Genomic DNA, 21169 nt, shown 5'->3' on the forward strand with positions numbered 1-21169 from the left:
CCAGTGCATAGATGCGCTGCGTAATGCGCGTCGATTTCACCAAGATGCATGGCCTGGGCAATGATTTTGTCGTGCTCGACGCGCGGGCAACGCCCCTGCCCGCCATGACCCCAGCGCTTGCCAAAGGCATCGCGGACCGGCGCACCGGCATAGGCTGCGATCAGCTCATCGTTCTCGAACCGAGCGACAGCGCCGATTTCCGCATGCGGATCTACAATTGCGACGGGGGCGAAGTTGGCGCCTGCGGCAACGCCAGCCGCGCGGTTGCCCTGCTTCATGGCGTGGACGCAAATGTGGAAACAGCAGGAGGGATCATCCGGGTTCAACCCGGCGATGGCGGCGCCAGCGTCGACATGGGCGAACCGCGTTTCGTTTGGGATGCAATCCCGCTTGCCTACCCGATGGACACATTGACCATGCCCGTCGGATGGGACGGATTGGACGCACCCGGCGCGGTCAACGTGGGAAATCCACATGTGATCTTCTTCGTGGCGGATACCGATGCCGTACCGCTGGACCAGATCGGTCCGCAGATCGAAAATGACCCGCTTTTCCCGGAACGGGTCAACGTGAACGTCGCGACCATCGTCGACCGTTCGCGCATCCGTTTACGCGTGTGGGAACGCGGCGCGGGCCTCACGCGGGCGTGCGGCACGGGTGCGTGCGCCACCGCGGTTCACGCGATGCGGCGCGGGATCGTCGACCGCGAGGTGACCGTCACGCTTCCCGGCGGAGATCTGAGGATCGCCTGGCATGCCGACAACCGTATCGAGATGACCGGACCCGCGACAGAATCCTTTCGCGGCACGTTCGAGTGGGACGATTTCGTGTGAGCGCAGCCCAAGTGATCTCTCTCGGTTGCCGCCTGAATCTGTCCGAAAGCGAACGCATCCGCGCCCTTCTTGGGGATGAACGCGGGGTCGTGGTCGTGAACAGCTGCGCCGTCACATCGGAAGCCGTGCGCCAGACGCGCCAGGCAATCCGCCGTGCGCGCCGTGCCAACCCCGAAGCGCGCCTGCTGGTAACAGGCTGCGCAGCCGAGATAGAACGCGATCAGATCGCCGCCATGCCCGAAGTCGATGGCCTGATCGCAAACGGCACCAAACTGGACCCGCGCGCCTGGAATGTGCCGGTTCCTTGCGAGCCGGTGCTCCCGCGCCACACGCGCGCCTTCATCGCGGTTCAGAACGGTTGCGACCATGCCTGTACGTTTTGCGTGATCCCGCAGGGGCGCGGGACGAGCCGTTCGCTGAACGTCGCCCAGATTCTTGCCGAAGTTGAGCGCCACCTTGATCTGGGCGCTTCCGAAGTAGTCCTGACCGGCGTCGACGTGACCAGTTGGGGGCATGATCTGCCCGACAAACCGCCGCTCGGCCAACTGGTGCGCGCCATCCTCGATACGTTTCCCGAACTGGCCCGCTTGCGGATGTCCTCGCTCGACGGGGTGGAAATCGATCCTTTGCTGTTCGACCTGTTCGCCAGCGAAGATCGCGTGATGCCGCACCTTCACCTGTCCTTGCAGCATGGGCACGATCTCATTCTGAAGCGCATGAAGCGGCGCCACAGCCGCTCCGACGCGCTCGACCTTGTCGCTGGACTGAAAGCCCGGCGTCCCGGCATTGCGATCGGGGCGGATCTGATCGCCGGTTTTCCGACTGAGACGGACGATCATCACGCCGCCAATCGTGCCATCATCCGCGAACTTGCGATCGTCCACGGGCATGTATTTCCCTATTCGCCCCGGCCCGGAACCCCCGCCGCACGGATGCCGCAGATCGATCGCGCGACGATCAAACAGCGCGCAAACGAACTGCGGGCGGAAACTGCGGCGGTTCGCAGCGATTGGCTGGCGTCACTCGTCGATAAACCGCTGAGCGTCCTCGCCGAGCGCGACGGCACGGGCTATGCGCCCAACTTCGCCCGCGTGGAGCTGCCCGAAGGCACGGCGCGTGGCACGATCGTGACCGTCACCCCCACCAAATTCGAGGATGGCCTGCTGATATGAGCGAGACGAGCTGGACCGACCGGTTGTTCGGAGGCTTTCGCAAGACGTCCGAGCGGCTGACGAGCAATCTCACCGAAGTGGTCGGGACGGCCAAGCTGGACGACGCCACGCTCGACGATGTCGAGGATGCCCTCATCCTGTCGGACCTCGGTCCGTCTGCCGCCGCGCGTATCCGCGCCAAGCTGGCGGAAAAGCGTTTTGGCCTCGAGATTACCGAACGCGAGCTGAAGGAAGCTGTCGCCGAGGAAATCGCCGCCATCCTGCGGCCCGTCGCGAAACCGCTGGAGATTACGGCTTTCCCGCGCCCCCAGGTGGTGCTGGTGATCGGCGTCAATGGCAGCGGCAAGACCACCACCATCGCCAAGCTGGCGCACCTTTTCCAGGAAGACGATTACGCCGTCATGCTTGCGGCGGGCGATACCTTCCGCGCCGCCGCCATCGGCCAGCTGGCCACCTGGGCCGAGCGCGTGGGCGTACCGCTCGTCCGCGGGCCTGAAGGGGGCGATCCGGCCAGCATCGTGTTCGATGCGGTGAAGAAGGCGACCGATATCGGCACCGACGTGTTGATCGTCGACACCGCAGGCCGCCTGCAAAACAAGCGCGAGCTGATGGATGAATTGGCCAAGATCCGCAAAGTCCTGGGTCGACTCAATCCCGAAGCGCCCCACGATGTCGTGCTCGTCCTCGATGCCACGAACGGGCAGAACGCGCTCAGCCAGATCGATGTGTTCAAGGAAGTGGCAGGCGTCACCGGCATCGTGATGACCAAACTCGATGGCACGGCACGCGGCGGCGTTCTGGTCGCTGCGGCGGAACAATATGGCCTGCCGATCCACGCCATCGGCGTTGGCGAGAAACTTGACGATCTGCGCCCCTTCGACCCCGATCTGGTCGCCCGCGTCATCGCAGGAGTTGCCTGATGAACGATACTGCGAAACCCAGGCCCAAGACCGGCTGGCTCCATATACTGGTCGATTACGGGCCGCTCCTGGTGTTCCTGGGCGTCTACAAGTTCTACCAGCCGCCCGAGACGTCGACATTCGGCGAAATTGCGGCCGTTATCTACGGCACAATCGCGTTCATGGTGGCAGCCGTGGTCGCGCTGCTCTTCAGCAAGTTCAAGTTCGGCCACATATCGCCCATGCTGATCCTGTCGACCACGCTGATCGTCGCGTTCGGGGGCTTGACGATCTGGTTGCAGGACGAACGGTTCATCCAGATCAAGCCAACCGCAATCTACATCCTGTTCGGCATTCTGCTGATCGGGGGATGGATACGGGGCAAGGCCCTTCTCCAGATACTGCTCGAAGCGGCGTTCGAGGGCGTGGACCGCGAAGGTTGGCTCAAGCTGTCGCGCAACTGGGGCGTGTTCTTCCTCGCTCTCGCCGGCCTGAACGAAGTGCTTCGCGCGCAGCTCGATTTCGAAAGCTGGCTGTGGGCGAAGCTATGGGTGTTCATGCCGCTGAGCTTCCTGTTCACCTTTACACAGATCCCGATGCTGCTGCGGCACGGGCTGGCATTGGAAGACGCCGACGAAGTCCTGAAAGACGAACCGCCAACCGGATGAGGCAGGAATCGTGGCAGGAAATGACGCGCTGAATTTCGAGATCAGTCTCGACCCGGCTCACGCGTTCGCCAAGGTGTTGAGCCGGGGCATTGCCGATTTCAATCGCAAGACGATACCCGACCTCGAACCGAACGAGGACGAAATCCGGTTTCACGTTCTGGCAACCGATGCGGCAGGCGAACTTGTCGGCGGTCTGCGGGCGGCCTGTTACTGGAACACATTGCACATCGAATTGCTCTGGCTGTCGGACGCCGCGCGCGGATCAGGTCTGGGCCGGCAGGTAATCGCCCGCGCAGAGGCATTCGCAATCGAGAGTGGGTGTGAAAAAGCCCTGGTGGAAACCACCAGCTGGCAGGCAAGGCCCTTCTACGAGAAAAACGGGTATGCCCTGTTGGCGACGCTCGACGGGCGGCCGAAAGGGCACGCGACGCACTATCTCACGAAGTCGTTGGGCCCAAAAGAAGCCTAGATTTCGACCTGGCTGCCCAGTTCGACGACCCGGTTTGTCGGGAGCCGGAAGAAGTCCATCGCGGTTGCCGCATTGCGCAGCATCCAGGCAAATATCTTCTCGCGCCAGATGGGCATACCGGGCTTCTCGCTCGGCAGCAGCGTCTGGCGGCTGAGGAAGAAGCTGGTCTGCATCATGTCGAATTTGCCCCCACAGCGTTCCATCTGCTTGAGGCCCAGCGGCACGTCGGTTTCCTGCATGAAGCCGTAATTCAGCACGGCGCGGTAGAACCCGTCGCCCAGATCGGCGATTTCGCACCGTTCGCTTTCCGGGACGTAGGGCACTTCGGCGATCAGCACGGTGAGGATGACCACACGCTCGTGCAGCACCTTATTGTGCTTGATGTTGTGCAACAACGCCGACGGCACACCGGCGGTCTGGCTGGCCATGAAGATTGCCGTGCCGGGAACCCGCGTCGCGCTGTTCTTGGCGGATTTGGCGAATATCTCGATCGGCAGGGCCACTTCGCTCATCCGGTCACGCATCAGCTTGCGCCCGCGCGCCCAGGTGGTGAGCAGCGTGAAGGCCACGAGGCCGATCACCAGCGGGAACCAGCCGCCATCGGGGATCTTCACGAGGTTTGCGGCGAAATACGCGCCGTCGACGATCAGGAACAGAACAACGACCGGAAGCGCGACCCACCAGCGCCACTTCCACACGCCCACGAACAGCACGCCCATCAACAAGGTGTCGATCGTGACCGCGCCCGTGACCGCGATGCCATAGGCGCTCGCCAGATTGGACGAATTCTGGAAGGTCAGCACCAGCAGGATCACCGACACCATCAGCGCCCAGTTCACGAACGGGATATATATCTGCCCCGCTTCGGTTTCGCTCGTGTGGCGAATCGACAAACGCGGGATGAAGCCCAACTGCATGGCCTGGTGGGTGATCGAGAACGCACCCGAGATGACGGCCTGGCTGGCAATGAATGTCGCCATGGTGGCAAGGATCACCAGCGGCAGGCGGAACTCTTCGCTCGCCAACAGGAAGAACGGGTTGCGGATCACTTCGGCCGCCAGTTCGGGCGGAAGGTCGGCGATCATCGCACCCTGCCCGAAGTAATTCAGCAACAGGCATGGCATGACGAAGCCGAACCACGAAAGGCGCATCGGTCCGCGCCCGAAATGGCCCATGTCCGAATACAGCGCCTCGGACCCGGTCACGGCGAGAACCACGGCCCCCAGCGCGAAGAAGGCAATCGCGCCATCGGTCACGAAGAACATGACGGCGTAATAGGGATTGAGCGCCCAGAGAATGTCGGGATTCTGGACAATCTGGTTCAGGCCAAGCCCGGCAATGGTCACGAAATATATGATCATCACCGGCGCAAACAGCATCCCGACCTTGGCCGTACCCCGCTTCTGCAGAATAAACAGGAAGACCAGCAAAACCAGTGCGATAGGTATGACCAGCGGGTCCAGCCGGTGGTCCACCACGGTCAACCCTTCAACGGCGGAAAGCACCGAGATGGCCGGAGTAATCATGCTGTCGCCATAGAAAAGCGACGTGGCGAAGACGCCCAGCAGAACCACCAGCCAGCCGTAATTCGTCTTGCCGATATGGCGCGAAAGCAGTGCGACCAGCGCAAGGCTTCCGCCCTGCCCCTTGTTGTCGGCGCGCATGAGAATGGTGACGTACTGGAGCGAAACCACGATCAGCATCGACCAGAAGATCAGGCTGACGACCCCCAGCACGTGCATCCGGTCGATCGCGATGGATATGTGGTTTGCGCCGGAAAACGTTTCCCGGAAGGCATAAAGCGGGCTGGTCCCGATATCGCCGAAGACGACGCCGATCGCGCCAAGGGCAAGGGCGCCCTTCGAGGTCCCGTGACCATGGCCATGGCCATGGCCATGGCCGCGTTCACCGTGCGAAGGCAGGCCTTCGGGCACGGTTCCCTGCACGTCTGTGCTGTCGCTCATGGGTTGGTTCGGTCCGGCTGCATAGTTCAGTTTGCCTGGATGGTGGGCGCTGTGCCCCGCAGAAGGCCGCGGCGATTAGCAGCATCGCCTTGCCCCCGCAACACAATGCGTGAACCGTGTATCAGGGCGTGGGCGGCGCTGCGCCCTGCGGCGCGATGCCCAAAAGCTGGTCCAGGCGGCCCAGACGTTCGGCCAGCAACGGTTTCCACGACGCGTCTTCGGGCGCACTTTCGAGCAGTTCCTGCCACAACTGGCGCGTTCGGCCAGGTTCGCCTGCGCGCAGGGATGCCAGGCCCAGAAAATAGGTAGGTGCGGGGTTGGACGGATCGACTTCTTCGGCGCGAGAATAGGCGAACAGGGCAGCGGCGGTCAGTTGCCCGTCGGCATGTTCCACCAGGGCATTGCCCAGCGCCAGCCACGCTTCGCCGTCCCGCGGGTTTTCCGAAACCGCGTTCCGCAGGAAATTGGCCGCCTGGTCGAACTGCCCGCGACGGGCAAAGGCGTCTGCCGTAATGACGAAGCGTGACGGCAGGGCGCCTTCGGGATAAAATTCACGGCGCGCCTGAACCAGCAGTTCGCCCGTCTCTACCGAACGTTCCTTCTGCCCCGATGCAGGCGCGCTGGCCTGTCCGGGAGAGCCCTGGAGCGCGTATCCGGCAAGGCCGAACAACAGGCTGGCGCCAAACAGCATCCACATGGCTTTGGGCAATTTGACGATGAAGATCGCGCCGATGAAGGCAAGCGCGGCCAGCGCAACGATGGGAAGCCAACTCATGCGCGCCTCCGCAGGCGACCGAACAGGATGCCCGCCGCCACAAGGATCAGAAGGATCGGGATTGCAAACAACGGCCAGGTGCTGGCGCTGACTTCAGGCTTGTAGCTGACGTAATCGCCGTAGCGCTGCATCAGCCAGCCACGGATCGAATCCGGGCTTTCCCCCGCGGCAATCCGGATGCGAACCTGGTGGCGCATGTCGCCCGCCATCGGCGCATCGCTGTCGGCGATGGATTGCGACTGGCATTTCAGGCAGCGCAGGGTTTCCATCAATTCCTGTGCCGCCTGTTCCTGCGCCGGATTATCGAGCTGGCGATAGGCATACGGTGCCGGCGGCATCGTGTCCTGCGCCGCCAGCGGCGCCGACAACGCAAGCGCGATCGAGGCCACGATGATGCGGATCACTGGCGCGCCTCCTGCAATTTTTCGAGAAGCAGCGGCACGTCGTCGGCGCGCACGTCACCGATATGCTGGTAACGAATCATGCCCTTGCCATCGATGACGAAGGTTTCGGGCACACCTGACGAACCGATGGCCAACTGCACTTCGGAAAGATCGTCGCGCCCAATCGCGCTGTAGGGATTGCCGTGCCTGGCCAGAAAACGTGCGACATCCTCGGGACGGTCGCGGATGGCCACACCGACGATTTCGACGCCCTGGCTCTTCAAACGCTCGAGGTGCGGGGCCTCTGCAATGCAGGGAAGGCACCAGCTTGCCCATATGTTGAGCAGGCGCGGCGTTCCGTCGGCAAAGCGTGCGCTGGCTGCCCCGCCTGCACCGTCCATCGCCGGAGGAAGGTCGAAATAGGGCAGCGGCTGGCCGATCATGCCGCTTTCGACGAATTCGTCCTTGGGCTGCGTCAACTGATACGCGGCAAGGCCGATAAAGGCCGAGAAAGCCAGCAGCGGGAGCCAGACTTTCCAGCTCATGTCAGCGATTCCTGTTCGCGGCGGCGTGCCGCCATCCGTGCGGTGACGCTACGCCGTTTAAGGTCCGCCATAACACGGCCGATCAGCGCCAGAACACCGCCCAAGGCCACCAGCAGGCCGCCATACCAGATCAGCGTGACAAAGGGTTTCCACCACAACCGAAGCTGCCACCGCCCATCGGGCGCACGGTCACCGATCACCGCGTACAGTTGTCCGTTCCAGCGGGTGACCAGCGCGCTTTCCGTCGTCTGCTGGGGCGGCGCCCAGAAACTGCGCGCCTGCGGACCAAGGATCGTGGGATCACCGCCGTCGTACCGGGCTTCCATTCGCCCTTCGATCGCGGTCCAGTTGGGACCGGCAACAGGTTCTACCCCCAGCAGGGTGACCCGCCAGGGGCCGACGTCCGCGCTGTCGCCCACCGTCACGGCGGCCAGTCGTTCTTCGGAAAAAGCGCTTTCGCTGGCCATGCCCAGCAGCGCCACCGCGATGCCGAAATGCGCCACGACCATGCCCCACGTGGCAAGCGGGATGCGGCTCAACCGCCGTCCGCGTAAGGGCAGCAGGCTGGCGACAGCCAAACCGGTGCCAAAAGCAAGGCCGAGCAGCGGCAAGAAGGAGATGTCGCCCAGCAGACTGACCAGCACCAACGCCGCCAGCACCAGCGCCGCAAACAGCGCCATTTCGTTACGAATCCGGTCAAACCGGTCACGCCGCCAGCGCAGCAGCGGGCCAACGGCCATGACGGCAAGCATGGGCATCACGAAAATCGCACCAACCGGATTGAAATAGGGCGGACCCACCGAAACCCGCACGTCGAACGCTTCCGTCAACAAGGGATAAAGCGTGCCGAGCAACACGATCGCCAGAATTGCGCTCAACATCACGTTGTTGAACACGAGCGCGCCTTCGCGGCTGGCGACAGAGAAGCGTTCGCCTTCGTTGATCGTGCCCGCGCGCAAGGCAAAGAGCAGCAGCGCACCGCCGATAAACAGGGCCAGCAACGCAAGGATGAAAGTCCCGCGTTCCGGATCCACGGCAAACGCATGGACGCTGGTCAGGATGCCGGATCGCACGAGGAATGTGCCCACCATGCTCATCGAGAAGGCGACCACGCCCAGCATGATCGTCCACACCCGCAACGCGTCGCGGCTGGCAAGGACGCTGGCGGAATGCAGCAGGGCGGTGGCCGCAAGCCACGGCATGAGCGACGCGTTTTCGACCGGGTCCCAGAACCACCAGCCACCCCAGCCCAGCTCGTAATAGGCCCAGTACGAACCGGCAGTGATGCCGATGGTGAGGAAGACCCAGGCGCCAAGGACCCATGGCCGCATTGCGCGGGCGAAATCGGGGGTAACCTGCCTTGTAAGAAGGGCGCCGACGGCAAAGCTGAAGGCGACCGAAAGACCAACATAGCCAAGATAAAGCGTGGGCGGATGGAAGGCGAGGCCGAGATCCTGCAGCAGCGGGTTCAGGCCCATCCCTTCGGCGACGGGGGTGGGAAGACGTTCGAACGGGTTCGAGCTGAGCAACAGGAATGCGTAGAAACCGAGCGACACCACCCCCTGGGCCGCCAGCGTCGCCTGCATCGTACGTTCGGGTAGCCGGCGTTCTACCGCGGCGATCAACGCCCCGGCGAGGGCCATGACGGTGACCCACAGCAGCATCGAACCTTCATGGTTACCCCATGCGCCCGCGAGTTTGAACACGAGCGGCTTCATCGAATGCGAGTTGGCCGCAACAAGTTTCACCGAAAGATCGGTGATCGCAAACAACCAGACGAGCATGACGAAGGATACCGACACCAGGGCACCCTGGACGATGGCGGCCGGCCTGATGAGGGCGGCGAGTTCGGTATCCGGTCCGGCCCGCACGGCCAGGAAACCGGCGATCATCTGCATGGCTGCCAATGCAGCGGCGAGCCAGAGGGCGGCGAGGCCAAGTTCGGCGATCATTCGATGCCAACCGTGGTTTCTTCGGCCATTTTCGCGGCCTGATGCTGTTCCATTTCCTGAAGCTCGCGGGGCACGTAATTCTCGTCATGCTTGGCCAGCAGATTGTCGGCGATGAAAGTGCCGTCAGCCCCCAACCGTCCTTCCGCAACCACGCCGGAGCCCTCGACAAACAGATCGGGTGCGATGCCGCTGAAGCGCACGGGCACACCGCTTCCTTCGTTTCCGGTCACTGTGAAGCGCAAGGTCACACCGTCGGCATCGGTGCTGAGCGAACCTTCTTCGACCATGCCGCCAAGGCGCACGGCCTGGCCCACTTCCGGCGGATCGGCGACCATTTGTTCGGGCAGGTAGAAATAGCTCGCCTGGTTCCGCAACGCGTACGCGGCAAGCAGGCCTGCCCCCACCAGTGCGACCAGCGCCAGAACAACGAGCACCAGGCGCTGGTGCTTCGGTTTCAATCGGTTCATTTACGCCGTGCCTCTTCTCGCCGATGCTCGGCCCGCTTCATGGCCGCCCAGCTCCATGCGACCATGCCAAGCGTGCCGACGATCCCGACGGCATAAGCGGCAATCACGAAATCCCATTGGTCCAGCGCCTCGCGCATGTCAGTTCGTCTCCATCGCGCGGCGACGCAGACGCGCTTCCGCCTGGATATCGGCCAGCAGCGCGCGCATCCGGGCAAGCACCACGCCGCCGAACAGCAGCGAGAAACCCGCAACCGCCACCAGCAGCGGCACCAGAAATTCGGCGTCGATCGCGCTCTTGCCCATGGTTATGCTGGGTGGCTGGTGAAGCGAATTCCACCACACGACACTGCGGTTGATGATCGGGATGTTGATGGCGCCAAGAACCCCGAAAATTGCCGGTATGCGGGGGCTGACCCCTTCCCGTTCGGCAGCCTGAGCCAGCGCGATATAGGCCACGTAGAGAAACGCCAGAACCAGCATACTGGTCAACCGGCCATCCCAGACCCACCAGGTTCCCCAGGTCGGACGCCCCCATATCGAACCGGTCACGAGGCAGATCACTGTGAACACCAGGCCGGGGACGGCCGATGCGCGCGCAGCCAGGGCCGCCAGCGGGTGGCGCCATACGAGGAAAGCCATGCTCGACAGGGCGATGGCGGTCCAGCCGCCCATCCCCAGCCATGCGGCGGGCACGTGCAGGAACAGTATCCGCACGGTATCGCCCATCAAGCGATCGGGCGGCACATGGAACAGGCCCCAGAACAGCGCAGCCGCACTCACCAGCAGCCCGCTCGTCAAAAGAAGAGGGGTCAACCAGCGGGCGAGCGCCAGAAAACGCTTGGGATTGGCAAAGCCGTGCATCGAATATCCGTCCGTCAAACGCTTTGGCAGCGGTTTGGGCCGGAAACAATGGCCTTGAGAAAGGCCTGCCCGGCCCTTTCGAGGGTTATCGTCCGATCAATTTCTGCGCCATGCGGTCGGCAACCTGATCGGGCGAACTTCCGCTGGTGTCGCTTTCCTGCCAGATCTGCTCCAGCCGGCCCGGAATAAGCGCGATACGCTTGCGCACTTCGTTGATGTCGCACGGCGTCTTTTCGACGCGGCACAGATATTCCAGCGTGACCGAGATGATCCCGCCCGCGTTGATCACATAATCCGGTGCGTAAAGAATCCCGCGCTTTGCCAGCAGCGGCCCGTGCTCGGCGCGCTTGAGCTGGTTGTTGGCGCCGCCTGCCACCACCTGGCAGTCGAGACGGGCAATGCCTTCGTCGTCGAGAATCGCGCCCAGTGCGTTCGGGCTGAAGACATCGCAGGCAACCGACATGATCGCATCGGATGCCGCCGTTTCCGCGCCGAGTTCGGCAGCAAGCTTTGCAGCGCGCTCGGCATCGATGTCGGACAGAGTCAGACGGGCACCTTCGCGGGCCAGAAGCCGGGCGACACCGCCGCCCACGCTGCCAGTGCCCTGGATCGCCACATGGACGCCCGCAACCGAATCCTTGCCGAGCTTGTGCTTCACGGCAGCCTTGATGCCGAGGAATATGCCAAGCGCGGTGAACGGGCCGGGATCGCCCCCTGCAGCGTCGAGCCCTTGGACCGGGAGGCCGGAGACATACTGGGTGCGCTGGGCCACGGCGGCCATATCAGCTTCGGAAATGCCCACGTCTTCGGCGGTGACATACCGGCCGCCAAGCGATTCGACCGCATCGGCAAACGCTGCGAGCATTTCGGGTGTCTTGTTGCGATTCTTGTCGGCGAGGATAACGGCCTTGCCCCCGCCCATGGGCAATCCAGCCATCGCGTTCTTGTAGCTCATGCCGCGGCTCAGACGCAGGGCGTCGCGCATGGCATCGCCCGGTTCGGCATAGTGCCAGAACCGCGTACCGCCCGCGCCGGGGCCGAGATGCGTCGAATGGAGGGCGAAAATCGCCGTCAGGCCGCTCTTCGGATCCCGAACGAGCTGAACCAGCTCGTGATCGTCATAATCCGCTTCGGTCCAGAAAGCCGTCATCGCGTAAATGCCCCCATGAGCTTGGGCGGCAGATCAAGGGGGAAATGGGGCGATCGAGGGGTCTCGAACCCCCGACCTCCGGTACCACAAACCGGCGCTCTAACCAACTGAGCTACGATCGCCACAAGCCCCCGGAACCGCCCGGGAAGGGGGCCTGATACGCCTGCGCGAGGGAGCGTCAACCCGTCTCGCGCGACGGCGCGTGCCTGTTGCACAACATGTTCCAAATGGGAAGGGAAAAAGCGCAAGCGGGCCGTCCTGCGTAACTATCTTTCGCGGGGCCAAATACGCTTCCCCGTTGCGATGGTGGCGCAAGCGGACGAATCCGGTGGTTCCCCCAGGTTCGCGGGGGCGGCAGCGCGGCCGGAGTTTCATGATCTACCTCAATGACGAGGGTGCCTGAGGCGGCCCATTGGCGAACAGCGATGGGTGATACTGGCCGGTCGCAAGCCGACAGATTGCCTTGCCGGAAAAAGGCGCAGGTGCCGCGGACATCAACATCCGCGCACCAACCAAAATGGCAGGATGGTGCGTGGAAGGCTGAAATACGCTAAAGTGATGCAATACCGCGAATATCAGTGGAGATGGTGATGACCGAATACGACGACCTGGCCCAACAGTTGCGCGACCGTCTTGCCGCCCTTCTTGATCGCACGGACGTGATCGAGGACGATTTGCGAAACCCGCTCGACCCGGATTTCAGCGAACAGGCCGTGGACCTCGCCGATGACGAGGCGCTTGAAGGCGTCGATGCGGTGCTCCGCAACGAAATCGGACAGATCCGGCTCGCTCTCTTGCGGATAGAGAACGGGACGTACGGAACGTGCAGTCAGTGTGGCAAGCAGATCGCGCGCAAACGCCTCGAGGCACGGCCTATCGCCACGCGCTGCATCGACTGCGCAGCCTGACCAAACGCGCAGCTCTGAATGCAAAAGGGGCGGCCCTTGCGGACCGCCCCTTGTAAATTCGGTTGGAAGCGAAGCGCTTACTTCTTGAGGCTGAGGCCACCGAAGCGCTTGTTGAAGGCTGCAACGCGGCCACCTTCCTGAAGCTGCTGCTTGCCGCCGGTCCATGCCGGGTGGCTGGTCGGGTCGATTTCCAGCGTCATGGTGTCGCCTTCCTTGCCCCAGGTGGAACGGGTCTGGAATTCGGAACCATCGGTCATCTTGACGTTGATGGTGTGGTAAGCGGGGTGACCTTCGGCCTTCATGATATTCGTCCTTCTAGCATCGGAGCGGTTCCGACCGATCCAGCTGTGTGTTTGGAAAGCGGCGCCATTACCGGCGGCACCGCCAATTGGCAACCCTATTCGGGCGCGTCCGCGATCATGGCCGTAAAGGCGACTTCGCAAGTGACCTTGCCATCGACGCTGGCTTCACCCGCGAACTTGCAGACGCGCGAACGTTTCTGGACAAAGGTGGCCTTGAGATCGAGCAACACGCCCGGCGTTACCGGGGCGCGGAACTTCGCGTTCTCGATAGCCATGAAATAGACCAGCTTGCCCGACCCCGCGAGGCCGAGCGATTCGACCGCGAGCACGCCGGCAGCCTGGGCCAACGCCTCGATCTGAAGCACACCCGGCATGATGGGCGCGCCGGGGAAATGGCCCTGGAAGAAATCTTCGTTGAAGCTGACCGCCTTGACCGCGTGGATACTCTCGTCGGGGACGAGTTCCTTCACCCGGTCGACGAGCAGCAGGGGATAGCGGTGAGGCAGGCGCTTGAGCACCTCGACTACGTCGAAACCGCTGGTTGCTTCGGCCATCCCCTGCTCCTTCGTCACGAAAGGTCGCTCAGCGACCCGTCGGCTGTGCCTGCTGCTGCTGCTGAGCCGCCTGCGCGGCCTGCTGCTGCGCCACACCCACGAGGATCTGCGAAACCGTCTGCTGGATCTGCATCGATTCCTGGCGCGGACGCCAGTTGGCCGGCGGCGTGATCTGGACGGTCGGCATACGCTGGTTGAGCGCGTTGACGATATCGGTGGTGACATTGACCGCGTCCGGCGCCCACTGGATGGCATCCGGGTTCAGCATGATCTGGATCTTCTTCTGGCCGATCACCTGCTGCTGGGCGTTGTTGTAATCGTTGACCAGCTGTTCGAGCGCATAGGCCTGGGCCAGCACGATGGGCTGCGAAGCCTGCTGGACCTGCTGTTCCTTCTGCTGGATCTGCTGAACGACCGTCGGGTTCGCCTGCAGTTCCTGCTGGGTCAGCTGACCGTCCTTGTCTGTGTCGAGGCTCTGCTGAAGGGTCGCGGCTTCCTGACGGATGGTGCGAAGCTGCTGGATCTGTGCCGCGTACTGCTGCTCGATCTGCTGGTATGCGGTGATGCGGGCCTGCGAGCGGACGAAGACGGCTTCGGGGCTGCTGGTTGCGATCCCGGCTACCTGTGCAGCTGCGGGGGTGCCGACAAACGCCGCACCGGCAAGCGCCGCGGCCGCGATGGTCTTTGCATGGATATTCATCAGAATTGGGTTCCTACGTTGAAGGAGAAGGTCTTGGTGTCATCCCCGACCTGGCTCTTGAGAACCTTGGAGATGTCGATCCGGAAGGGACCGAAGGGCGAATTCCAGTTCACGCCGATACCGACGGATACACGCGGAGCTGCACTGTCGCCGATGAACACTTCCTTGAAGGCAGCGGCAACGATGCGCGGGGTGTTGTCCGTTCCATCAGGCGCGGTGGGGCTGGTCACGATTTCCGTGCTGACAACCACGCCATCGGCATCGCGGGTGACCTGATCGTACAGCGGGGCACCCGCATCGTTGATATCGGGCACGCCGGACGGGAAATCCTGCAGGATCGGTTGCTTGATGCCGAACAGCGAACCGACATCGAGGAATACCGACGGGCGCAGGCCCATTTCACGGGCGCCGCTGCCCAGCGGAATTTCGATTTCGGCGCGGCCCAGGTAATAGGCCTTGCCGCCAATGGCATCGTCGAACCGGCGATCGGCCGAGAGCGCATCCTCGAGGGTCTGCGGCACGGCGGGCGTGGTCGCGTCGTTATCATCATCGACATAGTTCAGACGGACGATGCGAGGGCCGACGCCGCGAATGTCGAAGCCGCGGATCTGCGGTTCGCCAAGGAAGAACCGGTCGGTCAGGCGAACATCGTCCTGGCCTGCCTGGTTGTTGTTTTCGAAGCCGCGAATCCAGCCACCTTCACCCGCGAGGGAGAAGACGAAGCCCGAACCGAGACCCCAGTATTTCGCCATGCGTGTCCGCATACGGGCGTATTTCACATCTCCGCCCAGACCGGCGAATTCCGTTGTGAAACTGACCGTTTCGCCGCGCGTGGGACGCAGACGGCTGTCGAGCGTGTCGAAGTTCAGCGTCAGGCCGAGGATCGAACTGGTACGCTGACCGATCGCTTCGCACAGGAACCGGCTGGCCTTGATCGGGTCGCAGGTGGCGACGCCATCGCCGTCGCGATCCGAGAAGTAGCTCTGCCCCAGCGTCACGTCGTCATAGTTGAACGTGTAGCTGCCGACCGCCGAGATATACTCGGTGAGCGGAACACCGGCGCGCAGCGAGAAGCCCGTGGTGGCCTGCTGGAACGTGGTGTTGCGCTGCTGGTTGCGGGTGTTGAAGCTGTTGAAGTCGCGCCGGTAGATGTCGGCGCCTGCCGAGATATTGCGGTCGAACACGTAGGGTTCGGTAAAGCTGACCTGGGCCGACTTGGAATAGCGCGAATAATTCAGGCTGAGACCGACCGTCTGGCCGCGCCCGCGGAAGTTGCGCTGGCGGATCGAGCCGGCAAGGATGAAGCTTTCCAACGAGCTGAAGCCTGCGGAAAGCTGCAATTCGCCCGTCGCCTGTTCTTCCACGTTCGCTTCGAGCACGATGCGGTCTGGCTGGCTGCCTTCGACCTGGGTGATCTCGAAGTTTTCCTGGAAATAGCCCAGCGAATTGATGCGCGCTGTCGAACGCGCCACGCCGAGCGAGTTGAACGCGTCACCTTCGGAAATACGGAACTCGCGGCGCAGAACCTTGTCCTGCGTCAGCGTGTTGCCGTTGACGTCGATGCGTTCGACATAGACGCGGGGCGCTTCGCGCAGGACGAACGTGACATCCATGGTCAGATCGTCGGGATTGCGGCGGAAGTCGGGGCTGATATCGGCAAACGCATAACCGAAGGTACCGGCCAGCTCGGTCAGCTGCTCGACGGTATCTTCGACCTGTTTCGCGTCATAGAAATCGCCGCCCTTCATGGGCAGGCGGCCCGTCATGGTTTCGCTGTCGAAATCGCGAATCTGGCTTTCGACCTTCACGTCCCCGAACTTGTACCGCTCGCCTTCCTCGACCACGTAGGTGATGATGAAGTCGCGCTTGTCGGGCGTCAGTTCGGCAACGGCCGAAACCACGCGGAAATCGGCGTAGCCTTCGGTGAGGTAGAACTGGCGAAGCTTCTGCTGGTCGAACGCGAGGCGATCGGGATCGTAGCTGGTGTTCGAGCTGAAGAAGCTGGTCAGGCGCGCCTGCTTCGTCAGCATTTCGCTGCGCAGTTCGCCATCCGAAAACTCGTCGTTTCCGATGATGTTGATCTGGCGAACCTTGGACTTGGGCCCTTCGTTGATCTCGAACACGATATCAACGCGGTTCTGGTTCAGCTCGACCATCTTGGGTTCGACCGTAGCGGCAAACCGTCCCTGGCGCTTGTAAAGCTCGATGATCCGCGAAACGTCGGCACGGACCTTGGAACGCGTGAAGATCTGGCGCGGCGAGAGCTTGATCTCGGGCAGGATCTTGTCGTTCTTGATGCGCTTGTTACCTTCGAGGATGATCCGGTTGATAACCGGGTTTTCCACGATGGTGATGACCACGTTTCCGTTGGTGTTCATCACGCTGGCGGTGGCGAACAGTTCGGTAGCGTAGAGGTCCTTCAGGACCTCGTCGCCGACCGCCTGCGTCCAGACTTCGCCGGGACGCAGCCGGATATAGGACAGGATCGTCTGGGCTTCGAGGCGCTGGGCCCCGGTCACCACGATCGATCGAACGATCTCCTGCTGGACAACCGGCGCTGCGGCCTGAGCCTGGGCGGGATCATCGCTTTCCTGGGCGACCGCGATTTGCGGCATCCCGGCGAGCATGGTTCCGGCAAGCAGGCCGATCGCCAGTCGCGCAGAGGGTGCCTTGCGGCGCGTGGCGGCAGATGCAAAATCAGTCATCGACAAGGAAGGTCCCGTCCTCGTTAAAATGTCACGGCGCCGGCTGGCGATAGGCCCGATCCGGCGGTGTGCCACCCTGTGCAGGGCGGCCCGAAGGTCCCCTGCCCGAAGCGCACCCGCCAATCAAGCGCTGCAACTGTGAATGCCGGCTTCGTGCGCTCCATTTCCCCCGCTAATTCCCGAAGATCGGGAGTCCGGCGAGGTCGTTTACCGTGACGAATATCATCAGCATGAGCACAAGGGCCACGCCGGCTCGATACGCCACTTCCTGACCGCGTAGGCCCACCGGCTTCCGGCGGACCGCTTCGGCCGCGTAGAAAGCCAGGTGCCCACCGTCGAGGGCCGGGATTGGCAGCAGGTTGATGAATGCCAAATTAAGCGAGATCAGCGCAACGAAGTTGATGAAGGACAGCGCCCCCATGCTGAGCTGTTCACCAGAAAACTTTGCGATTTTCACCGGACCGCCCAGTTCCTTCACCGAACGTTCGCCGGTGAATATCTGGCCGATTCCGGTCAGCATCATGTCGACAATGCCGATGGAGTGGTCGACCGCAAGACCGACGCTGGCGACGATACCCTGCGGTTCGTATTCGTAATCCGCACCCGCGGCCTGGATGCCGACCAGCCCGATCTTGGACACATTGCCGAAATTGTCGGTAAATTCGTGGCTGCCGACAGGGACAGCGAAGGTGCGCTGCGCGCCTTCACGGGCCACCGTGATATCCAGCGTTCGCCCCGGATACATCATGATGGCGTCCTGCACATCGCGGAAACCGGCCACGGTTTCGCCCGCGATCGACACGATCCTGTCCCCGACCAGAAGGCCTGCATCGCGCGCAGGAGACTGCTGTGCAAATTCGGCAATGGTAAGCTGGCTTTCGGCGTCTGCGGGCACCGGCTTGCCGTAAAAGGCGAAGAAACTGGCAAAAATCGCCAGCGTCACGAGGATATTCGTGGCCGGTCCGGCAAAGACGATCAGCGCACGACGGCCAAGCGACGCGTGGTGGAAACTGCCTTCACGTTCGTCCGCCGACGCCCGTTCGATCGCGTCGGCGTCGGGGATGCTGGCAGGGTTCATGTCGCCCTTGAACTGGACGTAACCTCCCAGCGGCAAGGCGGAAAGTTTCCAGCGCGTGCCACGCCTGTCGGTGAAGCCCCAGATTTCCTTACCGAAACCGACGGAAAATGCCTCGGCATGGACGCCGAACCAGCGGCCGACCAGGTAATGGCCAAGCTCGTGAACGGTCACCAGCGGTCCCAGCAACAAGGGGAAACCGACGACGTAATACAGCCACAGGGGCAGGTTCAATTCCAACTCAGGCAGGCTCCAGCAATCGGGTGGCACAGCGGCGTGCATCCTGGTCAACGCGCAGAACGTCTTCCAGGGTCCGCGGCGCGGCCGGAAGTTCGCCATTCGACAGAACGCTTTCGACCACTACGGGGATGCGGCTGAACGCAATCTTACGCGCCAGAAACGCGGCAACCGCAATCTCGTTGGCCGCGTTGAGCACCGCCGGGGCTGCCCCGCCATGTTCTGCCGCTGCGCGCGCAAGGCGGGTTGCGGGGAAGCGCTGTTCGTCGGGGGCAAAGAAACTGAGTTCGCCGATCGCGGCCAGGTCCAGCGGTTTGCACGGTGTGTCCATGCGCTGCGGCCAGGCAAGGCACGATGCGATGGGAACGCGCATATCGCTGGGCCCCAACTGGGCCAAGGTCGATCCGTCCCGGTATTCCACCATCGAATGGATCACGCTTTGCGGGTGGACGACAATCCGTATCCGGTCGAGGCCTACGGGAAACAGGTGGTGCGCCTCGATCAGTTCAAGGCCCTTGTTGAACATGGTCGCGCTGTCGACGCTGATCTTTGCGCCCATGTCCCAATTGGGATGGGCCACGGCCTGTTCCGGAGTGACCGATCCCAGATCCTCGACCAGCCTCAACGGCCCGCCGCTGGCAGTCAGCGTGATAAAGCGCACATCCTCGATCCGCCCGCCCTGCAGGCACTGGAATATAGCGTTGTGTTCGGAATCGACCGGCAGAAGCGTGGCACCGTGTCGGGCCACGGCAGCGGTCATCACCTCACCGGCGGAAACTAGCGCTTCCTTGTTGGCCAGGGCAATGGTGCCGCCTTGCTCGATCGCCGCCATGACCGGGCCCAGACCCGCGCAGCCGACGATGGCCGCCACTGTCATGTCGACCGGGCGCGACGCCGCTTCGCAAAGGGCGGAACTGCCTGCCGCGGCCTCGATGCCGCTGCCGTCCAACGCTGCGCGAAGATCGTCGAGGCAGGTTTCATCGGCGACAACCGCAATTTGCGCCCCGAATTCACGGGCCAGCCGCGCCAACCCTTCCACGTTGCCGTTGGCCGTCAAGGCAACCACCCGCCAGTCGTCGCGATTGCGGCGAACCAGGTCGAGCGTCTGTTCGCCGACCGAACCGGTTGCGCCCAGGATCGTGATCGAGCGGGTCAAGAACCGACCCCGAAGAACGCGGCGACAAGGACCACGGGAATCATCCCGTCGACCCGGTCGAAGAACCCGCCATGCCCGGGAATGAGCTTCGAACTGTCCTTCACACCGGCTTTGCGCTTCAACCAGCTTTCAAAGAAATCGCCAGATTGGGCGGCCACGGCGATGACCGCACCGATCACCATTATCTGGCCCACTTCGGTTGCATCGAACATCAGCGTAGCGTCGCCTGCCGTGCGGCGGCCAACCACGTATATCCACGCCGCCACCCAGATCGCGGCGCCGATAATCCCGCCGATCAGCCCGGCCCAGGTCTTGGACGGGCTGATCGATGGGGCGATTTTCGGGCCCCCGATCGTACGGCCGGAGAAATAGGCGAAGGTATCGACAAAGATCACCGCCCCGACCACGCCGACGATCATCGCCGGCGGAAAACGGGTCAGTGCAGCCCCCGCCAGTCCGATATAGGCCGCGCCCGCAAGGATGCCGGCGAGGCGGTACGGCACATTCTGCGTGGCTTTCACCACCAGCAGGACGAATTCGACAAAGGCCGCCAGCACGACAGCGGCGATGAGCCAGTCGAGCCAGGGATCGCCCGCGACAAGCGCCCCTATCGCGATCGCCAACATCACGATGGCTGATACGATCCGTACCGGAAGATCGGCGTTCTTGCGGGCTGGTGCGGCCTGCGGGGTTTCAACGTCCGCCAAATCGTCTCTCCCGGTTGGTGAAGTCCTCGAGCGCCTGACGCAAATGCTCCGGCGTGAAATCCGGCCATAGCACATCGGTGAAGAGCATCTCGGCATAGGCCGCTTGCCAGAGCAGGAAGTTCGACAGGCGCACTTCGCCGCTGGTCCGGATCAACAGGTCGAGCGGCGGCAGCCCCGCGGTGTAGAGATTGGCGGCAAGGCTGTCTTCGGTGATCGGACCCTGCTCGGCAGCGCGCTGCGCCGCCTGCACGATTTCCGCCTGCGCCCCGTAATTGAGCGCAACCGCCAGCGTGCGCGATCCACTGGCTGTCTGCTCCAGCGCATCTTCGAGCATTTCGACGATGTCGGGCGCAAGCGACTGCCAGTCACCGATAATGTGCAACCTGACATCGTTGGCGATGAATTCGGGCAAGTCCGATTTGATGAACTTGCGCATCAGGTTCATCAGATCGTCGACTTCCTCGTCCGGCCGCTTCCAGTTCTCCGAACTGAAGGCATAAAGCGTGAGGCATTCGATCGAGGTGTCCTTGAGGCTGCGCACGAGTTCGCGCACGGCCTCCACGCCCTTGCGGTGGCCCATCACTCTCGGCAAATGCTTGCGCTTTGCCCAGCGGCCGTTGCCATCCATGATGATGGCGACGTGCCGTGCCTGCGGCCCCTCCGATGTCATCCTCTCGCTCCGATCCC

Annotated in this window: 23 protein-coding genes and 1 tRNA gene; 6 read left to right on the forward strand and 18 right to left on the reverse strand. The window is 62.8% G+C overall.

Features of this window, described 5'->3' with window-relative positions; translation table 11 throughout:
- Positions 1–23 precede the first annotated feature (23 nt).
- Genes dapF through VR863_RS07735 form a run of 5 tightly spaced genes read left to right on the forward strand, consistent with a single transcriptional unit; the run spans position 24 to position 4041 of the window.
- Complete coding sequence (gene dapF, locus VR863_RS07715; RefSeq protein ID WP_324827892.1) at positions 24–833, forward strand: diaminopimelate epimerase; 810 nt, start codon at positions 24–26, stop codon at positions 831–833.
- A complete protein-coding gene (locus VR863_RS07720; RefSeq protein WP_324827893.1) occupies positions 830–2005 on the forward strand; it encodes a MiaB/RimO family radical SAM methylthiotransferase in 1176 nt (391 codons plus the stop codon). Before dapF ends, VR863_RS07720 begins: the two co-directional genes overlap by 4 nt.
- Positions 2002–2925: a signal recognition particle-docking protein FtsY gene (ftsY, locus tag VR863_RS07725; protein ID WP_324827894.1), complete on the forward strand. Its 924-nt coding sequence runs from the start codon at positions 2002–2004 to the stop codon at positions 2923–2925. Before VR863_RS07720 ends, ftsY begins: the two co-directional genes overlap by 4 nt.
- Positions 2925–3572, forward strand: a complete 648-nt coding sequence (locus VR863_RS07730; RefSeq protein ID WP_324827895.1) for an inner membrane-spanning protein YciB — start codon at positions 2925–2927, stop codon at positions 3570–3572. The genes ftsY and VR863_RS07730 overlap by 1 nt, the downstream gene beginning before the upstream one ends.
- Positions 3573–3582: 10 nt before the next feature.
- Positions 3583–4041, forward strand: a complete 459-nt coding sequence (locus tag VR863_RS07735; RefSeq protein ID WP_324827896.1) for a GNAT family N-acetyltransferase — start codon at positions 3583–3585, stop codon at positions 4039–4041.
- Here the strand turns inward: VR863_RS07735 and VR863_RS07740 are convergent.
- The 10 genes from VR863_RS07740 to VR863_RS07785 all read right to left on the reverse strand — a co-directional run bounded on the left by VR863_RS07740 (position 4038) and on the right by VR863_RS07785 (position 12260).
- On the reverse strand, positions 4038–6005 hold the full coding sequence (locus VR863_RS07740; RefSeq protein ID WP_324827897.1) for a potassium transporter Kup: 1968 nt from the start codon (positions 6003–6005) through the stop codon (positions 4038–4040). The genes VR863_RS07735 and VR863_RS07740 overlap by 4 nt on opposite strands.
- A 121-nt stretch (positions 6006–6126) precedes the next feature.
- A complete protein-coding gene (locus tag VR863_RS07745; protein ID WP_324827898.1) occupies positions 6127–6780 on the reverse strand; it encodes a tetratricopeptide repeat protein in 654 nt (217 codons plus the stop codon).
- Complete coding sequence (locus tag VR863_RS07750; protein ID WP_324827899.1) at positions 6777–7184, reverse strand: cytochrome c-type biogenesis protein; 408 nt, start codon at positions 7182–7184, stop codon at positions 6777–6779. The genes VR863_RS07745 and VR863_RS07750 overlap by 4 nt, the downstream gene beginning before the upstream one ends.
- Positions 7181–7708, reverse strand: a complete 528-nt coding sequence (locus VR863_RS07755; RefSeq protein WP_324827900.1) for a DsbE family thiol:disulfide interchange protein — start codon at positions 7706–7708, stop codon at positions 7181–7183. The genes VR863_RS07750 and VR863_RS07755 overlap by 4 nt, the downstream gene beginning before the upstream one ends.
- Positions 7705–9660, reverse strand: coding sequence for a heme lyase CcmF/NrfE family subunit (locus tag VR863_RS07760; RefSeq protein WP_324827901.1), 1956 nt, complete (start codon positions 9658–9660; stop codon positions 7705–7707). The genes VR863_RS07755 and VR863_RS07760 overlap by 4 nt, the downstream gene beginning before the upstream one ends.
- Positions 9657–10127: a cytochrome c maturation protein CcmE gene (ccmE, locus tag VR863_RS07765; protein ID WP_324827902.1), complete on the reverse strand. Its 471-nt coding sequence runs from the start codon at positions 10125–10127 to the stop codon at positions 9657–9659. Before ccmE ends, VR863_RS07760 begins: the two co-directional genes overlap by 4 nt.
- Positions 10124–10264: a hypothetical protein gene (locus tag VR863_RS07770; RefSeq protein ID WP_324827903.1), complete on the reverse strand. Its 141-nt coding sequence runs from the start codon at positions 10262–10264 to the stop codon at positions 10124–10126. The genes ccmE and VR863_RS07770 overlap by 4 nt, the downstream gene beginning before the upstream one ends.
- A gap of 1 nt (position 10265) precedes the next feature.
- Entirely contained in the window at positions 10266–10988 is a 723-nt protein-coding gene (gene ccmC, locus VR863_RS07775; RefSeq protein WP_324829238.1) for a heme ABC transporter permease CcmC, read from the reverse strand.
- 85 nt (positions 10989–11073) lie between these two features.
- Positions 11074–12138, reverse strand: a complete 1065-nt coding sequence (locus VR863_RS07780; protein ID WP_324827904.1) for a Leu/Phe/Val dehydrogenase — start codon at positions 12136–12138, stop codon at positions 11074–11076.
- Positions 12139–12183: 45 nt separating this feature from the next.
- Positions 12184–12260 (reverse strand) — tRNA-His (locus VR863_RS07785).
- 468 nt (positions 12261–12728) lie between these two features.
- Between VR863_RS07785 and VR863_RS07790 the strand changes: the two genes are divergently transcribed.
- Entirely contained in the window at positions 12729–13046 is a 318-nt protein-coding gene (locus VR863_RS07790; RefSeq protein WP_324827905.1) for a TraR/DksA family transcriptional regulator, read from the forward strand.
- Between the two features lie 77 nt (positions 13047–13123).
- Here VR863_RS07790 and rpmE read toward each other — a convergent pair whose 3' ends face one another.
- The 8 genes from rpmE to uppS form a co-directional block, all read right to left on the reverse strand.
- Positions 13124–13348 carry a 50S ribosomal protein L31 gene (rpmE, locus tag VR863_RS07795; protein WP_324827906.1) on the reverse strand — a complete coding sequence of 75 codons (225 nt, stop codon included), beginning with the start codon at positions 13346–13348 and terminating at the stop codon, positions 13124–13126.
- Positions 13349–13443: 95 nt separating this feature from the next.
- Positions 13444–13902 (reverse strand): 3-hydroxyacyl-ACP dehydratase FabZ, encoded by a 459-nt coding sequence (fabZ, locus tag VR863_RS07800; protein WP_324827907.1) that lies wholly within the window; start codon positions 13900–13902, stop codon positions 13444–13446.
- 28 nt (positions 13903–13930) lie between these two features.
- A complete protein-coding gene (locus tag VR863_RS07805; RefSeq protein ID WP_324827908.1) occupies positions 13931–14602 on the reverse strand; it encodes an OmpH family outer membrane protein in 672 nt (223 codons plus the stop codon).
- Entirely contained in the window at positions 14602–17307 is a 2706-nt protein-coding gene (gene bamA / locus VR863_RS07810) for an outer membrane protein assembly factor BamA (RefSeq protein ID WP_324827909.1), read from the reverse strand. The genes VR863_RS07805 and bamA overlap by 1 nt, the downstream gene beginning before the upstream one ends.
- A gap of 172 nt (positions 17308–17479) precedes the next feature.
- Positions 17480–18616, reverse strand: coding sequence for an RIP metalloprotease RseP (gene rseP / locus VR863_RS07815; RefSeq protein ID WP_324827910.1), 1137 nt, complete (start codon positions 18614–18616; stop codon positions 17480–17482).
- A gap of 7 nt (positions 18617–18623) precedes the next feature.
- Positions 18624–19775, reverse strand: a complete 1152-nt coding sequence (dxr, locus tag VR863_RS07820) for a 1-deoxy-D-xylulose-5-phosphate reductoisomerase (RefSeq protein WP_324827911.1) — start codon at positions 19773–19775, stop codon at positions 18624–18626.
- Complete coding sequence (locus VR863_RS07825; protein WP_324827912.1) at positions 19772–20482, reverse strand: phosphatidate cytidylyltransferase; 711 nt, start codon at positions 20480–20482, stop codon at positions 19772–19774. Before VR863_RS07825 ends, dxr begins: the two co-directional genes overlap by 4 nt.
- Positions 20469–21152 (reverse strand): polyprenyl diphosphate synthase, encoded by a 684-nt coding sequence (gene uppS, locus VR863_RS07830; RefSeq protein ID WP_324827913.1) that lies wholly within the window; start codon positions 21150–21152, stop codon positions 20469–20471. Before uppS ends, VR863_RS07825 begins: the two co-directional genes overlap by 14 nt.
- Positions 21153–21169 lie beyond the last annotated feature (17 nt).

The organism is Qipengyuania zhejiangensis, assembly GCF_035607565.1.
Taxonomy (GTDB): domain Bacteria; phylum Pseudomonadota; class Alphaproteobacteria; order Sphingomonadales; family Sphingomonadaceae; genus Qipengyuania; species Qipengyuania zhejiangensis.